We start from the raw sequence: 18,558 nt of genomic DNA on the forward strand, positions 1-18,558 counted from the left end.
CAATCGAGATGGCAGGATAATTGTTATGCATTATTGCCATCATTAATAATCCGGTCTTAAGTTCCTTACTATGAATATTAAAAGCTACTCCTTCCTCCTGGTATTTTGCCTGCCATTCAGCCTTTTAGGGCAAGAGGAAAATCAGTTTACCCGTCAGGACAGCCTGCGGGGAAGTATCACCCCGGAGCGCGCCTGGTGGGATCTAACCTATTACGATTTAGATGTTTCCATAAGTCCCGATGAGCGATTTATCGAAGGAACCAACACGGTACATTATACCGCTACTGCCCCGGGCGAGGTACTGCAAATTGATTTACAACCTCCCATGCAATTGTCTGGGGCTACACAAGATGGGAAATCCCTGGACATTCGTAAGGAAGGCAATGCGCATTTTATAAGCCTGAAGAAGAAGCAAAAGGCGGGAGAAAAGGCAAAGATTACCCTGGAATTTTCGGGCAATCCAAAGGTAGCCGTCAATGCCCCCTGGGATGGCGGCTTTTCCTGGAAGCAGGACGGAGCAGGCAATCCCTTTATCGCAACTTCCTGCCAAGGACTGGGAGCCAGTGTCTGGTGGCCCAATAAGGACCATATGTATGACGAACCCGATAGTATGGCTATTAGCCTTACGGTACCCGAACCCCTGGTTGGGGTAGCCAATGGAAGGCTTATTTCGAAACAGGTCAACGGGGGCATGGAAACCTATAACTGGAAAGTGGTCAATCCGATAAACAATTACGGCGTTAATGCCAATGTGGCGAATTATGTGAATTTCAAAGACACCTACCAGGGAGAAAATGGGCAGTTAGACCTGGATTACTATGTCTTGCCTGAAAACCTGGACAAGGCCCGGGAACAGTTCAAGCAAGTGCCATTAATGCTCGATGCTTTTGAACACTGGTTTGGCCCCTACCCTTTTTATGAGGACAGTTTTAAACTGGTGGAGGTTCCCTACCTGGGTATGGAACACCAGAGCTCCGTTACCTATGGCAATGGCTACCAGAATGGTTATCGGGGATACGATCTCTCAGGCAGCGGCTGGGGATTAAAATTTGATTTTATCATTATCCACGAGGCAGGCCACGAATGGTTTGCCAACAATATTACCTACAAAGATGCGGCCGATATGTGGATCCATGAAGGTTTTACCGCCTACAGTGAAAATCTCTACCTGGATTACCACTTCGGGTCAGAAGCCGCCGCGGCCTATGTAATCGGCACCCGGGCCAACATTCAAAACGACAAACCCATCATTGGCCAATACGATGTCAATCAGGAAGGTTCCGGCGACATGTACTACAAGGGTGCCAATATGTTGCACACCTTAAGGCAACTGATCGAAGACGACGATTTGTGGCGATCCATTCTCAGGGGTCTGAATGAGGAGTTTTACCACAAGACAGTAACCACCGCACAGATTGAGAATTACATCAGTAAAGCTTCCGGGAAGGACCTCAGCGCTTTTTTTAATCAGTACTTGCGGACCACGTCAATTCCAGTTCTGGAGTATCAACAGGAAGGGGATGAATTAAAATTCCGCTACACCGGGGTGGTCGAAGACTTTGACATGCCCGTTCGGATATTCGCGGATGGCACCGAAAAATGGATCTTTCCCGATTCACAGTGGAAGCGCGAAAAGCTGCCGGGAACGGCTGTGCAATTCGATCCGAACTTTTATGTGGACTACCGGGAAGCCGGGAAATAAAACACTTCTTCTACATAAACTGTAAGCCGACCAGCGCCATGATATCGGAATCTCCGGCACCACTGCGTGAATAGGTCAGGAATATGGGTTGTTTTCCGCTTTGTGGCGCATCGAGGCGCAGCATCATTCCGCCACCTTGCCCAACAGTTGGGGGGATAAAGGTACCCTGTCCGATAACTTCTCCTTCAGCGCTTCCTTTTCGCAATTGAAAATCCGCTCCTACAGCAGGAGGGGATTGCCAACCTATTTGAAGCATGAGGTTCTGGACTCCTGACATATCCCAGTTACCCAGGTTCAGGTAACCGTTATCTGCATTGATCAATGCCAGATCCATACCTCCGAAACGCATGTGCTGGAAACCTTCCATCTCCATTTCGGCATTGATCCCTACCCTGCTCGGAGATAATACGATTCGCTCTCCTCCAGTCAAAGGTCGAATCCCATTCTGTCCGGCATCCGTGTAGGTAGCCGTGAGAATCAGGGTTTTACCCGCCTCAGACGGGCCGGGAACTACTTTGCCTAAGGCTGGCAGGGAGGAAGGACGAGGACTTTCATCGGTAAGGCTCACAATCCAGCTCGCAATCTGCCGGGAATCGTCCGGGCTGAGATCCGGGTGGGCAGGCATTGCAACAGCACCCCACACTCCGGAGCCTCCGGAAATAATCTTTTCCTGCAGGTATTTGATCCTTGAATTCATAGAACCCTCCTGGTATTTCGCTGCAATATCATAATAGGTTGGGCCGATAGATGCCTCAGCCTCTTTATGACAGGTCTTACAATCCAGCGCCTGGGCAATCGCCTTCCCACTAATCTCAGCACTGGCTTCCTGATGTCCGAAATCCTGGGAACTTTCATCCATCCCCTCACGATAATCCACAGAGATAAAAAGTGCTTCGTCGTCTAAAGGCATCGCCTTCCCTTCGTCCATAACGGAAACCTCATAAGATATGGGTTGCCCTGGCAAGTAGAAGGAGGTATTCCCCCCGCCGAGGGTAATTTTAACTTCAGGTCGCGAATTCCCTACATAGATGGTTTCACTGCGAGCCTCAGAAATCAGGCCTTCACTATCCATAGCACGGGCAATGAGTTCGTACTCCCCTACCTCAGCAATCTCGTGCACGAGCTCGGGAGAATCGGTAACCAGACTATCTCCGTTACTTAACGTCCAGATATAGCGCATAGCATCTGCTTCCGGATCGGAGGCATTCAAGGTCGCGTTGAGCGATAGGGGTGCAAGACCAGAATTGATTTCGACTTCCAGCCCCTCTGGCATGGGCGGACGGTTTCCACCTACATAATCGATGTATCCCAGGCCACTGTCCTCGTTCTGACTAAACCAACCCGAACCGTATTCCAGGAGGTAAACTCGGCCCGTTGGGCCTACTTCTATATCAATGAGATTTCTCAGCTCGATATCGGCTGCAAAAGGTTCCAACTTATTAAACGTACCATCCTCGAAAAGGTGTACCGCCTTCATCCAGCCCCGCATCCAGTCGTAGACAATAACTTTCCCATCGTAATATTCCGGTAAGGCACCTTCTCCATTGTAGAGGTCGGTATAATACGCCGGTCCGGCCATAGCGTTACGACTGCCCGACCCCACCTGCGGGAATTCGGCACTTTCACCATAGTGATAATATACCATTGCAGGTTGCGCAGGCGGAAGTTCCTGCAGCCCGGTATTATTTCGGGAATTATTGATCGGTTTTTCAGGGTCAAAGGATTCCCCACTCTCCCCGGTTTCGTAGTTATAGGCCCTATAAGGTTTATTGTTGGCAATGAATAGCGGCCAGCCATAATTCCCTGCCTCCCGGGCCTGGTTCATTTCATCGTAACCCCTGGGGCCTCGCGTTTGAAGGCTATCTCCAGAAGCATCCGGACCTACATCCCCCCAATAGACATAACCATTTTTGGGATCTACGGAAATCCGATAGGGATTGCGGTGACCCATGGTATAAATTTCCGGACGGGTATTTGCCGTTCCTTCGGGAAATAGATTGCCCTTAGGGATGTCGTAACTGCCATCCTCATTGACGCGGATCCTGAGGATTTTTCCGCGTAAATCATTGGTGTTTCCGGAAGACCGACGGGCATCGAATTGCTCGCTTCCCGGGATATCGTTCAAAGGTGCAAAACCGTTATTTACATATTTTACGTCGGCCTGATTAAAGGGGGTGGAATTGTCACCCGTGGAAAGATAGAGCAGGCCGTCTCCACCAAAGGCGATTGAGCCCCCGGTATGGCAACAAATCTCACGATCACTTCCGACCTCCAGGATAATTTGTTCACTGTCGAGGTCAAAATTCCCATCTTGATACTTGAATCTGGAAAGACGATTTACTTCTGCCTCCCCTGTGGGAGCATAGTAGGCGTAAATCCAATGATTTCGGGCGTAGTCGGGATCTTTTTGCAAGCCCATTAAACCCTCTTCAGCATTGACCCCAGGAGTGTTTAGTGTTTTGTGATAAACATCCAGGAGTGCAACTTCCTTTAATTCGCCGGTGGCCTGCTCGTAAAGCATAATCTCCCCGCGACGCTGAGCGATCAGAATATCTTCATTGGGCAAAATGGCCATTTCTGTGGGTTCAAAAAACTCCCCTCTGGAGAGGGTTACTTTCGAGAAACGATTCGCATCTGGAGGAATTTCAGAATGGGCAGCATCGTAATCCAGAACTAAATTCTCTCCGATGGCGTATTGAATTCCTCCCAGTAGGTGCTTGAGGAAATCGTCTTCGGAAAAACTCTCCTCGGTATGACCCAGCGCGGTGTAAAAGACGCGCCCTCCATCGAACTCGTGGTACCAGGCCATTGGGTGGAAATCCCCGTTTTCACCTCCTTCATAGGTCGATTCGTCAACAGTGATCAAAACATTGAGATCCGGGTTGATATTATAGAAATTATACATCTCATCGGATCGGTTCCATGTGGCATTCTCAAAATGGGCGGTCGACGGATGGTCGAAATCTTCTATGGTAAAGTCGGCGGTCTTGATTCCCGGAGGGTGGCTTTGGAAATAAGCGCCCACCAACCGGCCATACCAGCCCCAATCGTATTCGGTATCTGTAGCGGCATGAACCCCGACAAAACCTCCTCCAGATTGAATGTAGCGTTCAAAGGCCGCTTCTTCCACTGCGTTGAGGATATCGCCAGTAGTGCTCAAAAAGACAATGGCACTGTATTGCTCCAGGTTCTCATCGGTAAACACACCGGCGTCCTCAGAGGCATCCACACTGAACCCATTGGCAGATCCCAGCTCGCGTATCGCCTCGATCCCTGTTGGAATGGACGCATGCCTGAAGCCCATGGTCTTGCTGAATATCAAAATTTTAGGGTCGCCTTCGCGTTTCTTGTCACAGGAAGTTAATGGAAGGATAAGGAGGAATAAGGCCATAAGGCCCAGGATCTTCTTCATTGTAGAAAGTTTGGATTATTTCGATTGAAGTTTCTAAGGTACGCATTTCAAACCGCTTAGCTTAAAGAATGCTTATCTTTAAACATGAGCTATTCCACCCTGTTCCAGCGCGCACTGGTTTTGATAATCACTGTTTCAACGACCTTGTTATCCTGCCAGGATAAAACAACTACTACCCCGGATTCTGGTCAACTCATTGAGAATGTCCATATCGTGGATGTTCGCGAGGGCACGGTTTCTGACCTGCAACATATAGTAATAGATTCCGGACGAATTACCGCAATACTTCCACAAGAAGTCGAGACGAAAACATTTGTAAATAGGATCGATGGGGAAGGCGCCTATGTAGTGCCGGGGCTTACAGAGATGCATGCCCATATCCCTTCACCCCCGACCTCTGAGGAGCGCATTGAAGCTACGCTCTTCCTGTATCTGGCCGGCGGGGTCACCACCATTCGCGGTATGCTTGGCCACCCGAGACATTTATCGCTGCGGCAAGAAGCACTGGATGGTGCTGTACTCAGCCCTCGAATTTACACCTCCAGCCCTTCTCTGAATGGCAACAGTATCCCGGACGCTGAGACCGCGATAGCACGGGTAAGGCAATACGCTGAAGAAGGTTATGATTTTCTAAAGATCCATCCTGGTATTAAGCGGCCCGTATTCGATTCCCTGGTGCGTACCGCCAAAGAAGCTGGCATTCCTTTTGCCGGGCATGTCCCGGTCGATGTTGGGATCAGGCATGCCCTGGAAAGCGGCTATGCAACGATAGACCATGTAGATGGATATCTCGAAGGTCTTGTCCCGGAATCGGCCGGAGTATCCCCGGATGCCAATGGCTTTTTTGGGTTTAATTTCACAGATCTGGCCGACACCGCCAAAATCGCAGAATTAGTGGCCTTAAGCAAGGAACGAAATGTTCGAATTGTCCCTACGCAAAGTCTGTTTGAGCGATGGTTTGCCCCTACCACTGCCGATAGCCTGTTGGCCCAGGAGGAAATGAAATACATGCCAGCAGCCACGCTCGAAAACTGGAGAACGGTTAAAAATCAATACATGGAAGACCCCGCGTGGGATCCGGAAAAATGGAAACGATTCGATGCAATCCGGCTTCATTTGATCGCGGCGCTCTCCGCTGAAGGTCCGGGGCTTCTTCTCGGGTCGGACGCCCCCCAATTGTTCAATGTACCGGGTTTCTCTATTCATCATGAAATCGACGGAATGCAGCGCGCCGGAATTTCCAATGCAGAAATTCTCAGAACGGCAACCCTCTACCCCGCCCAATTCTTTGAAATGGAGTCGGAGTTTGGTAGCATAGCGGTTGGTAAATCCGCCGAATTTATTCTGGTTAAGGGCAACCCCTTAGAAGACCTGGACGCCCTTCAGGAGCTACAGGGAGTAATGCTGCGGGGTAACTGGATTTCACATGATGTCATTCAATCAGAGCTAGCCCGTATTGCCAAACTCGATAAGGAGTAAACGTTCAGCCAGCACCTAACACCATATTTTGATGAAACGCAAAGATTTTCTAAAAACCTCAGGTCTCGCCGCGACAAGTTTGGGGTTCCTGCCCGGAATTACCCGGGCGGCAATATCGCATCAGGGTCCTTACAGTCCATTACGTGCACTGCTCTACCAAAAGCTAAATCGGATTGGTATCCAGCTTTTCTCCTGTCCCAAGCTAATGGAAGCCGATCCGGCAGAAGGGCTAAAGATTTTGGCGGAAATGGGCTATTCGGAAATCGAATTATACGGCCCTTATCCCATCAGTGCCCAAAGCAACAAGGAGCGTTGGGCTTCGCTGGTTCCCATGCTCGGGTTCAGCGGGAGTGGGTATTTTGAAAAATCGCGGAACGATTTTAAGATCCTCGCTAATGAACTGGGTTTGCGAATTCCTTCCCTGCACACCGATCTCGACAGCCTGGAAAATAAGCTGCCGGCCCTTGCACAGGAAGCCCGGTCTATGGGGGCGACCTACGTAGTGCTACCCGCCATCCCAGACGACAAGCGTCAAACCCTTGACGACTATAAGCGTATGGCAGAAACCTTCAACAGCATCGGATCAGAAGCACGGGATCTGGGAATTCGGTTTGCTTATCACAATCACGGTTATGGCTTGCAGGAGCAGGACGGGGTAATTCCCTTTGACACGCTGATCGAGGCAACAGATCCAGAACTGGTTTTTCTGGAGATGGACATATTCTGGACCGTTGCCGGACGTGCCAATCCGGTCGAGTATCTCCGTAAGTACGCCAACCGCTATAAGCTCATGCACTTAAAGGACATGGTGGAATTAAAATACTTTTCCGGCGACGGAGGAGACGCCACCCAGTGGATGGAATTATGGCCACTTATGGCTAGTACAGGGACCGGTGTCCTGGACCTGGAAGCCATCATTGACACCGCACTGGCCGGCGGAGTAGAACACTTTTTCGTGGAACAGGATTTGGTCGCAAATCCCGAGACAGCCCTGAAAACGAGCCACGACTACCTCAACGCCCTATAATCCGACTTAATCCAATCCCTCGTAACTCGACTTGAGACTCGTAAGGGTGGCATTTAATTCTGAATAACGTTGCCGGGCATCTGCTCCGGGGGCCTGATCGGCCTGAAGCAGCATATAATACAGGTAACGCCACTGATCAGCCAGCATGGGCTGCATATAAATTCCCTCGGCGGTTTTAAGCTGATCCCTTAAGTTCTCCAGGGCTTCCAGCTCCTTCGTTTCTGCATCGGATTTTCTTTTTTGTCCATCGATTTCCTCAATGCGGGATTCTACCTCGTCCTGCAATCTCAGGGTTTCCCCAATAGCCTCCCGAACCTGTACGGCCAGGCGCAATTGGTCGGCAACTTCATCGGAAGTAACTCCGGCTTCGAGTACCCTCGGATCCATTTTGAGCTCAAAGCTCACCTGGGCTTCCTGATCGCCCGAAGTTATTCGTGCAGTATAGGTGCCCGGACCCGCCAGGGGACCATTGCGGAAACGTCGCCGAGCATTGGGATGCCAGGGACCCGCCATTCGCATGTCCCAGGTAAAACGGTTCAGCCCTTGTGAGGCACTCAGGCGATTGTCAACGATGTACTCGGTAAAACCAGTTGCCATATCCCACGTGGCCCCGGTAGCGGGCTGGGGAATACTATCATTGCTAAAGGAATTTATCACCTTGCCCGAAGCATCAAGGATGTCGAGACGTACCAGGGAATCCGATCCCTTAGGTAGGATATAATCCAGGATAACACCTGGATTGGGGTAGCGGGGGGAATCACTGCCATAACCTCCTGAAGGACTGCGATACCTGAAATGATCTGCAGCACTAAAGATCATGGGGCCATCCGTTCCGGCTTTAGCTTCCAGGGCCTCTGCAAGTAGGTCTACCCGATCCATCATCCAGAATCCTCGTCCCATAGTGGAAAGGACGAGATCTCCGCGGTGCAATTTCATATCGGTCACTGGGGTGAGTGGCAGGTTCTGCTGGAATTTCTCCCAGCTTTTACCATCGTCCACAGACATAAAAACACCCGTTTCTGTACCTGCAAAAAGTAAGCCTTCCCGTTGCGGATGCTCCCGAATTACCCGAGTAGGCACCCCTGAAGGGAGTCCGTTGTTCCCCGGAGTTAATAAGTCCCAGGACCTGCCGTAATCTTCGGTTTTATAGATATAGGGTTTCCGGTCTCCAAGCTGGTACCGCAATACCGCGATATAAGCCTTGGCCGGATCATGAGGAGAGGGTTCCACTGCATCTACCCTACCCCCGGGTGGCAAATTCCGTGGCGTTACTTTGCTCCAGGACGCTCCACCATCTCGGGTTACATGTACCGGACCATCGTTGGCACCTACCCAAATTACACCGGCCTGCACCGGGGATTCCCGGATGGCATAAATGGTACTGTAGAATTCCTCACCCGTAATGTCCCGGGTGATCGGGCTCCCGGAAATTACCTGTTTATCGGCCTCAAAGGCAGTCAGGTCGGGAGAAATGATTTCCCAGGTTTTGCCCTCATCTGTAGTCTTGTGCACAAATTGGGAAGTGTGATAAATCGTTGCGGGATCATGAGGACTTATGTGAATGGGGCTAACCCGCTGAAATCGATATTTTAAATCCTTGGGATTATGGCCATACATATTCGCCGCACCGACATAATACGATTGCTCGGTGCCCGTGCGCTTATTGTAGACGGTAAATCGTCCCTTGCAGTTGGAATAGACGATATCCGATTTAGTCGGATGGGGTACCGCCGGGCCGGTCTCACATCCCCCTGTATTGAGGATATAACCGGGTCCTGCCGTCTGGATTCCATAAGGTGGAAGGGTGGGTACGGCTACCGTTGAATAATTATCCTGCTGCCCTCCATAAACCCAATAGGGAAACTGGTTGTCGGCTTCGATCTGGTAAATTTCTGCCGTAGGCTGGTTAAACTGAGTAGACCAGGTTTTACCTCCATTGTGGGTAACGTTGGCACCCCCGTCATTACTCTGAATAAATAAATCAGGATTGTTCGGATTAATCCATTGATCGTGGTTGTCGCCATGCGGTGGACGCAGTCGGCTCCAGGTCTCCCCCCCGTCTTCGGATTCATAATAACCCGTGGCCAGCGCATACAGATGCTCTGAATCCGTCGGATCTACCCGCAAGTTGGTATAGTAAAACGGGCGGGTGCGAATCCCATTATGGGAACTAACCTGGGTGAAGCTTTCCCCCTGGTCAGTAGATTTATACAAGCCACCCTGTTTCCCGGGTGCCTCTACCAGGGCATATACGATACGGGAATCTGAAGGACACACGGCAATGTCTATCTTTCCAATTAGTTCTGAAGGCAGGCCCTTGGTTATCGAAGACCAGGTGCTTCCACCATCTACACTTTTATAAATACCGCCCTCTGCTGGAGTGCCCCCGCTGATAATTGTCCAGGGGGTCCGTCGCGCTTTCCACGCTGTTGCAAAAACAATTCGCGGGTTCCCCGGGAGTAATTCTACATCACTGACTCCACTTTGCTGTGAAATGTAAAGGATGCGCTCCCAGTTTTTGCCTCCATCGGTGGTCTTGTAAAGGCCGCGATCCGGAGTATCCTTAAACGCATTACCGATAGCTGCAACATAGACGGTGTTATGGTCGGTGGGGTCGATTCTTAAGCCCCCGATCTGGCCGGTATTTTCAAGGCCAATTTCCATCCAGTTCTTCCCGGCATCGATGGACTTATAGACCCCCATTCCTTCTATAACATTCGATCTCAGGCCATCGGTTCCTGTCCCGACATAAAGTATGTTTGGATCGTTTTGGGCAACCTCCAGGGCTCCGATCGAAGGGGTTTTAAAGAAGCCGTCCGAGATATTCTCCCAGCTTTGACCGTAATCTTCCGATTTCCAAACGCCTCCTCCTGTAGCTCCAAAATAAAATGTCCCGGGAAGGGAAGCGATCCCGGCAACGGCGGTAACCCGTCCCCCCCGGTAAGGTCCCAGTTCCCGATATTCGAGAGCATCCAAATTTGGGAGTTGTCCGTCGGCTGTATTTTGTGCTGTAAGTGAGGTTGGCGAGATACTGGCAAGGAAAGCCAGAAGCAGGGTAAGCGCTGTACCCCAGCGAGTAATTTTCATTTTCATGTTGGTGGTTTGCGATTCTCGGTTTAAAAGATACGCAATCCACAAAAATCACCTGTTGATTAAACGCAATATTCCCCCGCGGATTCCCTTATAAATAATCCAGCAACACAGAACAAGCAGCAAACCAATGGCAATGGGAAGGATCCCCCCAAAGGTCCAGGCCATCCCCAGGACCATACCCAGAAAGCATTCCCAGCGATAAACAGGAAGGAAAAAAGCCAGGAGCAAGGGTAGCAACAAGAGCGGAGGCATATAGGCATCCAGGTCAAATTCCCATAACCCGGACATCAATAATCCATAGGCCAATCCTCCTACAAATCCAGCAGCTATCCCTGTACGGGCATCATCACCATTTCGTGTAACCCGGCTTCGGAGTGATCTCACCACCAGGTAGGCAAGTAATGGGATACTTATTAATCCTAACCAGTTGCTGATCGCCGGCATATCCTCCCGCGCCAACAGGTGGTGGCTTACAACTCCACCATGGGTATATTCATAAAACAGTTGCAGACTAACCAGGCCGAATGCAATTAAGGCCGCAAGAAATGGTCGGGAAAGAAACTTATGTAACATTATCAGAAAGGTTGGTTGCCCTATCTGACGCTACGGTTACCAAATCGTTACAATGGATTTAGTTGCGACCTGACCTTGACGAATTGGTTTTCTTTTTGCCCCAATTAGATCTTTTGGGCTTCCCGGCTCTGGATTTCGAGTTTTTGCCCCGATGTGATTTGTTTTTGCCTGAAGGTTTGTTCTTACGACTTCTTTCTTCATTTCCGGCAGCTGCTGCCTTGGGCTTTTTGCCAGTTTTGTTTTTCTTTTCTTTTTTACGGGCAAAGTGCTCCTGACGACGCCTGGCTTTAGCCTTTTCGAACTCTTTGCGTTCCCGGGCATTCATCGGTTTGTCGGTTTGGGGGAAAGGATGGTCCTTTACTTCCTCCAGAGATTGTCCGATGAGCTTTTCGATGTCCTTTAGGTAAGCGAGTTCTTCGGGTTCGCACAACGATATGGCTATCCCTGATTCCCCTGCCCGCCCGGAACGTCCTATGCGGTGGACATAGGTTTCGGATTCATTGGGAAGATCAAAATTGATCACATAACCCAATTGTTCAATATCGATTCCCCGGGAGGCAATATCTGTAGCTACGAGAAGGCGAATCTTACCGGCCTTGAACTCCTTAAGTGCGTGCTGACGCTTATTTTGGGATTTATCACCATGAATGGCAACCGCACGTATTCCCGCCTTGCCCAGATTCCGTACAATTTTATCCGCTCCGTGTTTGGTACGTGAAAAAAGCAGGACCTGCTCCATTTTAGGATCCTCCAGAATATGCAACAAGAGGGCGTTTTTATCGGGACGGTTTGTTTTATACACATATTGGGTAACCGAATCTGCAGTAGACGAAACAGGATCCACGGATACCCGCACCGGCTCCTGGAGAATCTCTTTGGACAGGGTTACGATATCCCGAGGTAATGTAGCCGAGAAAAACAGACTCTGGCGACGTTCCGGTAACTCGCGGATAATCCGGCGAATATCATTGATAAAGCCCATATCCAGCATACGATCCGCCTCATCCAGCACAAAATGTTGGATTCCCGAAAGATCGATTAAGCCTTGTCCTACTAAATCCAACAACCTCCCCGGGGTGGCCACAATAATATCTGCACCCCGACGCACCGCGTCGACCTGTCGGTTTTGTTTTACCCCACCGTAAATCGCCGTATAGCGGACGTTGGTGTAACGACCATAAGCCCGAATACTCTGCTCTATCTGGAGGGCTAGCTCCCGGGTAGGCGTCAGGATAAGTCCGCGAACTGGTCTGTACCCCTTCTTGGCCGGACGGGTTGTGGAAATCTTCTCCAGGATCGGAATTACAAAGGCAGCTGTCTTTCCAGTACCGGTTTGTGCACTGGCCAGGATATCCTTGCCTTGAAGTAATTCGGGGATGGCTTGGGATTGAATTGGGGTTGGGTTTGTGTAACCCTCGTGTTTGAGTGCTCGCAGAATCGGTTCACTCAACGCTAACTGATCGAATGTCATAGGTGGAATTAGGGCGCGAAGGTAGTCAATAATACCGATGGGTAACAAAAAAAGAACGCGGGATCTCTCCCGCGTTCCTACAACCATCATCAAAGCTGGCCCTCGTTACTGAGCCGTATCACTATCTTAATTGTCCGTTCCGGACTTTTTGAGGGCTTTTTCTGCTTTTTTAATTTGCTTAAGCTTCTTTTGCTCCTCTTTGTATTGTTTTTTCTGTTCTTTAAGCGCCTTCTTCTGTTTCTTTACACGCTTCTCCTCGGCCTTCATCTCGGCTTTCCGGGCCTTCAGCTCTTTCTCGCGTTTACGCATTTCTGCCTTACGCAGGGCCGTAGCCTCTTCTTTGACCGCTTGCTGGCGTTCGGCTTCTGACTTCGCTGTCTCAGCTACTGCAGGAATTTCTTTTTCATTAGTATTGTTTTCTTCCTGTCCGTAAGCCAATCCGCCAAGTGCGAGCAGTAAGATGGTAAACCATATTTTCATGATTTTCAGGGTGTTCGTTTTGAATTTTGCGGCGCAAATATACACTTTGGCCGAAATCCTACACTATTAAGACACCGAAATATAAAAGGGGTCACAAAATATTTTTGTGACCCCTTTTTCAGGTGCTGATTTCAGTGGGTTTTAATCCTTGGCTACACGACCGCCGTTTCTTCTAACTCCTTCTACCAGAGATAATTCCATTTTTCCAATTGCCCACACCAGGTACATTAAGCTGGCGGCTTCCAGTACGCCCACGGCATCGGATATCATCATGAGTTCCGTGCTTTGGATCATTTGCGGTAAGGTTTCCTCCTTGAAAGCAGAGCGCAGCAGGATGCGACCCAGGAAATTATCGATCAGGAAAAGGGCCCACCAGATGCCGATGACCCATTTCCCCTCAGGAATTTGAAAGTCTGGGCTGAGTTTTTTGGCCTGTTCCCCGGTTTCGTTCCAGATTTCGTTCATGATACGAACCGGATACCAGAAGGATATAATTGGAATGATCCACGACCAGATGGCCCAGTCGTCTTTATGGCGCAAATAGGTTAACCCAAGCCGGTGAAGATTGGCATATGCCCTGCGGAACCACATCAAAAACAGCACGGCTGTTGCGATGTATATGATGCTCTGCAGGATACCGATGCCCCCGTGAATAAAATCGCTCAGGGTCGCCTCATCGGGGTCGATCATACCCGTAGCCTGGAATTCCTCCAGCAGGCTTATTTGCCAGTATCCAGAAGCTACTCCAGCTAAAGTCAGGGTGGCCCATGCGCCAAAAAGTACATAGACAAAATTGCGGCGCATGCGATTTCTCTTGATTTCGATGCCGGCCGCCGGAGCTTCCTCCGATACAAGGGTCAATACGGATTCCATAGGTTGGTTTTAAGAGGAAACGTCCTGGTGCCCCACTTATTGAAATAATTCGACAAGGTGCCCGGAAATAAGATGAGCAGCTAGCGTTTTTTACTGAATAAGTTTGCCGTATAATCCAATAGTTCTGTGCCTCCGGGTAGACCATGCCCAGGAATTACCACCTTGAGGTTGGGAAATACCTCCCTGGTACTGGCCATTGTTTTGGACCATTCCCGTACAACGGCATCTTCCAGATTCCCTTCTCCTGCCCCAATGGATTTAACCAGACATCCACCAAAGAGCACTTCTTCTTCGGCTACATAAACCAGTAAATTATCCCGGGTATGCCCGTTGCCCACAAACTGAATCTGTACGCTGCGCTGCCCGATTTTGAACTCTTTATAGGATTCAATGACCTGCTGTGGAGGAGTTCCCCCTGATTTTTGAGCCAATCTGGGTGTTTTACGATATCCGTAGGAGGGTACACCCTTCTGGTGAAAGAGTGGCAGTCCGATCAGGCAATCCGCGTGAAAATGCGTGGCGATTACGGCTTTTATTTGCGCCTGCTGGTCGGCCGTAAGCCAATTGATTAATTCCTCGGTACCTTCCAGGCTCGCCGGGGTATCTGCAACAAGGGCTTCGCCTTCGCTTAGTACCAGCATACCGTTACAGGCAATCTTGCCCCAGTCCTCGGTATGGAGATAGGAAATATGCCGGTAAACCTGCTCACTGATTTTTTCAAGAATGAGCTCCTCCGATTCATAAACTATTTCCGGGGCATTGTCCTGGGCGTAGGTCCAGGATATACCCAGGAGAAAGATAAATGCGACATAATGTGCTCGTAGCTGCTTCATAGTAACTATAACGGAAAACGATCCCCGTAACGACCAATACGATAACCCAGCTCCAAAATCGAGAGGCTTTCCGGGCTATTTGGGTCCAGTACGGGGTTGGTATGATTAAAGTGGATGAAAATAATCTTCTGCTTTTGTTCGGGTGGAAGACCCTTGAACTGTTCCAGGCTCTCCAAAATGAATGGATGGGGAATCTCATTCATATCCCGATTGCCCAATTCGGTACCGCTGTAAAACGTGGCATCCAGGAAAGCATAATCTACCTGCTGTATTTCTGCAATGATGTCGCGTTCCCACAGTGCCCATTTGTCGATGTCCGGTATGAACAAAGCGCTCTTCTCGGGCCCCTGGATGCTGTAGCCCACGGTTTCTGAGTACTCGTCCCGATGCGGAACTTTTAATGGGGTTACCTGTAATTGATCCGATAAGCTCACGGGTACACCATCGCTCAAGTCCTGAAGGGCTATGTTTTCCCGGCGCACCAGCTGGTCCCAGGGTCCATTTTGACCGAGGAAGTCACGCATCCTGGGCATAACATAAACCGGCACTTTCCGGGCATCCATTACCTCTTTCCCCAAATACATCAGCCCGGTGTAATGGCCAATATGCGCATGGGTGAGGAATATTCCGTTGGGGACAATACTATTTGCCTGGGATAGCTTTCCGAGATATTCCAGTTGGGCGCTGATGTCAGGGGTTGCTTCAAATAGGTAGGATTTACCGTCATCGATATCGACCAATCCCAAGGAAACCACCTGCCGGGTACGATCCGGATTTTCGAATAGATCAGCGCAGCATTCCTTTTGACAGCCCGCCTGGGGTGAGCCGGCATCCTGAACATTCCCCAAAATAACCAGCGAAGTATGTTGTAATGGCGGGATCTTCAGGGTCTCGATCCGGGCTTCAGTGACCGGCGTTTCAGATTCGGATGACCCTCCCCTGGAATCTGCCTTCTCCCCGCAGGAGATAATACTGAGCGATAATAGCGCGAATAGGAACTTCTTCATACTAACTTTTGCCGGCCTTACGCAAATTAGGGTATTCCCCCGAGCTACAAAAAAAGAAGAACCCGGTGGTCTAGTAATAGGAAAAGGAGTAAAAGGAGACTACGAGAATCAGCAGCATCAGGGTCACCGCCCAGATATAGCTCTTACTGGTGACCTTATAAGCCGCCTTCAGCCTGGAATTATCCAAAGTCCAGGCAATGCCCAAAAAGGCAGCGAATAGCACAAATACCATCCCGGCACTGGGAACATCTACGAGCCGATCGTAAAAACTGCTTGTCGAAAGCAAGCCGGATTCTACCGGTCGCATCCGGAGAATTACGATAAAACCGATCAGGGCGCTCAAAATATAATACAAGGTATAGCCCATGAGCAGGATCCATCCCGCCCGTTTCCCTATCCAAAACAGGAAAACACCCAAAGGGATTAGCAGCATCAGGAGCAGGGTTTCCAGGAAGAAAATAACGGAAGAGCCCAGTGGACTGTCGAATACATATTGCAGGTACTGTACTCCGGTATACCAGATAAAGAGGCTGTGCAACCCAAAAAATATACAGAGGATGACAATGCGCTTTCGCAGCGATGAACTCCCTTCTGAGATGGGATTGATGGCCCCTGAAAGCCTGGTTCCGATGCCGGACCAACGGGCCTGGCGGGCTAATTCGGATGCCGCTCTGCGTTCCTTATCGGCCTGTTCTTTCTGGAGTTGCTGTTGTATCTGCGACTTTTCATCTTCACTGAGGGTACGATCCGCAATTTCTTCCTGCGCTGCCGCGATTGCTTCAGGCTGGTATTCGTGCTTGAAGGCCAGAATGCGCATCAAGTCCAGATTCGAATAGGATTGGTATGTCTTTCTGAAATCGTAAATCAAAATTTACGGGTACAATTAATACTTAGCCACCAATATTTTTATAAGAATTATTCATCTTGGGGTGAGTTCACCTCCTTTTTTTTAGCTCTATCTCTTCTTTTCTCCTCAAGCTTTTTAGAAAGCATTTCAACAATCTTGGAGACCTCTGTATCAAATTCAGCATTTACATCGAATGTCATACCACCATATTTTCTAGATTCATCAAAAAGACTCGAATCTGTGTCCGAAAACCATATAGGAATAATAGCATTCTCGCCAAATCTCTTTTTAAAATGTTCGGATTCAAATTTGGTCCATATTTTTTTTGGATAGTCAGAGCTAATCAAGACTACAACGAAATCCGCCTCTGAATTATAAATCGGGGCCAAATAATCTTCCACATTTAACGCCAGAATTCTATGTTGCTCATTTTTATCATAAAAAACCGCTATTTCCCTATCCGTTAGATTCTCGAAAAGTGATTCAGCCAAATCCCTATTCTCACCTGCAAACGAAAGTGCAAAGTCGTAGGGTTTAGAGAATTCTACTCCTATGAAACCTATTTGTTCGGCAAATTTGTTCCAGAGAATATTTCGAATGAAAAATAAAAATTTTGGATCCTCTACGGTTAATATGTTAGAGTGATCGTCATAATGAATAACATCCTGTAACATAGGGTTCTCTCCGATAAGTTTGGTTAGATAGCCTTTTTCAACAACCTGATTAATACTAAGTTTCATTTCAGGATGTTGGGAAAGTAGTTCATCAATATTAATTGACCACTCCGGACTAATTGCTAACCAATGGAGTAAATGCAAATATGGGGCCCTGCCCTCTTTTCGAAGTTTTGATCCTATTGCAAAAGCTCTCGCTTTAGGATAAAATAGTCTTGCTAATTCCTGAATCACTTTGGATCGAACCGTTTCTAAACTAGTATCCGTAATACTAATACCAGAGGTGTTATCTATAATATCACAACTAATACAGGTTTCCTTGGCAAGCATTTGAGCAATATGAAAGCTACCCTTTGATTCAGAGATAAGTTCACTCTTAATGTTTAATTCAATATTAAGTGCATTTTCACCCAAAGTGAGCATTTCCTCTATTTTCTCCTCAGGGTTAGCTTCAAACTTAATAGTATCGATTCGATTGTTTAAATCTGGAGAAAAGGAAACTAACGAGTCTCCAGCTTTGTTAATACCAATTAGTATTAATTTCGATGATTCCGAATCTTCGTCGGCTAAGGTTTTCATGAAATCTGATAAATCCTTTTTAATATCATTGGGCAAAACATGAAAGTCATCAACAATTACAATACCCATATCCGAAAACTCCGGTAAAAGTTTTATCATTTCGACATCTTCCTTTTTCCGGGCAGAAAGAGAGGTAACCGATGCTAATAGTCCTATTTCCTCAATTGCCTTATTTATACTTGTTGTTTTACCTATTCCTGATGGCCCTTCCACAACTAAGCCACGACCTTTAGTTCTCAAGGCAACTACAAGCTTGGTATATTCTACAGGCTTAACAAAAGTATGCGTTGGGGTTCCAGAGGTCTTAAAAACATCTTCTAAGTAAATTTTCATACAAAAGATCTAAAATGGTTAGATATTTAGAGTGTTGTCCGAAGTAAGCAAAATCTTACTAATATTCCTGCATTTTACGGGAATATTTTCTTGGGTCTTATCCTTTCCCTTAACAAACCTTTAACGTGCCTTCCCCCTGCCGTTTTCATACCTTTAGGCGACTAATCGACTATAC

The 18,558-nt window shown here is 48.5% G+C and carries 13 protein-coding genes; 3 read left to right on the plus strand and 10 right to left on the minus strand.

Annotated features, from left to right (window positions below):
- Positions 1-70: 70 nt before the first annotated feature.
- Positions 71-1,702, plus strand: coding sequence for a M1 family metallopeptidase (locus BM318_RS00395; RefSeq protein WP_092979796.1), 1,632 nt, complete (start codon positions 71-73; stop codon positions 1,700-1,702).
- A 10-nt stretch (positions 1,703-1,712) separates the two neighbouring features.
- On the opposite strand, the gene BM318_RS00400 is transcribed toward BM318_RS00395, so the two are convergent.
- A complete protein-coding gene (locus BM318_RS00400) occupies positions 1,713-5,114 on the minus strand; it encodes a ThuA domain-containing protein (protein WP_092979798.1) in 3,402 nt (1,133 codons plus the stop codon).
- 84 nt (positions 5,115-5,198) lie between these two features.
- Here BM318_RS00400 and BM318_RS00405 point away from each other — a divergent pair, with 84 nt between their 5' ends.
- Positions 5,199-6,593 carry an amidohydrolase family protein gene (locus BM318_RS00405; RefSeq protein ID WP_092979800.1) on the plus strand — a complete coding sequence of 465 codons (1,395 nt, stop codon included), beginning with the start codon at positions 5,199-5,201 and terminating at the stop codon, positions 6,591-6,593.
- Between the two features lie 31 nt (positions 6,594-6,624).
- The gene (locus BM318_RS00410) at positions 6,625-7,620 is read left to right on the plus strand and encodes a sugar phosphate isomerase/epimerase family protein (RefSeq protein ID WP_218154971.1); all 996 of its coding nucleotides are present in this window, start codon (positions 6,625-6,627) and stop codon (positions 7,618-7,620) included.
- Between the two features lie 6 nt (positions 7,621-7,626).
- Here BM318_RS00410 and BM318_RS00415 read toward each other — a convergent pair whose 3' ends face one another.
- The 9 genes from BM318_RS00415 to BM318_RS00455 form a co-directional block, all read right to left on the minus strand.
- Complete coding sequence (locus BM318_RS00415; protein ID WP_245759696.1) at positions 7,627-10,713, minus strand: WD40/YVTN/BNR-like repeat-containing protein; 3,087 nt, start codon at positions 10,711-10,713, stop codon at positions 7,627-7,629.
- Positions 10,714-10,761: 48 nt separating this feature from the next.
- Positions 10,762-11,286, minus strand: coding sequence for a hypothetical protein (locus BM318_RS00420; RefSeq protein ID WP_092979804.1), 525 nt, complete (start codon positions 11,284-11,286; stop codon positions 10,762-10,764).
- A 58-nt stretch (positions 11,287-11,344) separates the two neighbouring features.
- On the minus strand, positions 11,345-12,757 hold the full coding sequence (locus tag BM318_RS00425) for a DEAD/DEAH box helicase (protein WP_092981994.1): 1,413 nt from the start codon (positions 12,755-12,757) through the stop codon (positions 11,345-11,347).
- A gap of 126 nt (positions 12,758-12,883) precedes the next feature.
- Positions 12,884-13,237, minus strand: a complete 354-nt coding sequence (locus tag BM318_RS00430; RefSeq protein WP_092979806.1) for a hypothetical protein — start codon at positions 13,235-13,237, stop codon at positions 12,884-12,886.
- A 141-nt stretch (positions 13,238-13,378) separates the two neighbouring features.
- Positions 13,379-14,110 (minus strand): DUF4328 domain-containing protein, encoded by a 732-nt coding sequence (locus BM318_RS00435; RefSeq protein WP_092979808.1) that lies wholly within the window; start codon positions 14,108-14,110, stop codon positions 13,379-13,381.
- Between the two features lie 80 nt (positions 14,111-14,190).
- Positions 14,191-14,943 (minus strand): subclass B1 metallo-beta-lactamase, encoded by a 753-nt coding sequence (gene bla, locus BM318_RS00440; protein WP_092979809.1) that lies wholly within the window; start codon positions 14,941-14,943, stop codon positions 14,191-14,193.
- Between the two features lie 5 nt (positions 14,944-14,948).
- Positions 14,949-15,950 carry an MBL fold metallo-hydrolase gene (locus BM318_RS00445; RefSeq protein WP_092979810.1) on the minus strand — a complete coding sequence of 334 codons (1,002 nt, stop codon included), beginning with the start codon at positions 15,948-15,950 and terminating at the stop codon, positions 14,949-14,951.
- A 70-nt stretch (positions 15,951-16,020) separates the two neighbouring features.
- Complete coding sequence (locus BM318_RS00450) at positions 16,021-16,767, minus strand: hypothetical protein (RefSeq protein WP_143099892.1); 747 nt, start codon at positions 16,765-16,767, stop codon at positions 16,021-16,023.
- 98 nt (positions 16,768-16,865) lie between these two features.
- A complete protein-coding gene (locus BM318_RS00455; protein ID WP_092979813.1) occupies positions 16,866-18,383 on the minus strand; it encodes a TIR domain-containing protein in 1,518 nt (505 codons plus the stop codon).
- Positions 18,384-18,558 lie beyond the last annotated feature (175 nt).

This window comes from Robiginitalea myxolifaciens (assembly GCF_900115205.1).
Classification (GTDB): domain Bacteria; phylum Bacteroidota; class Bacteroidia; order Flavobacteriales; family Flavobacteriaceae; genus Robiginitalea; species Robiginitalea myxolifaciens.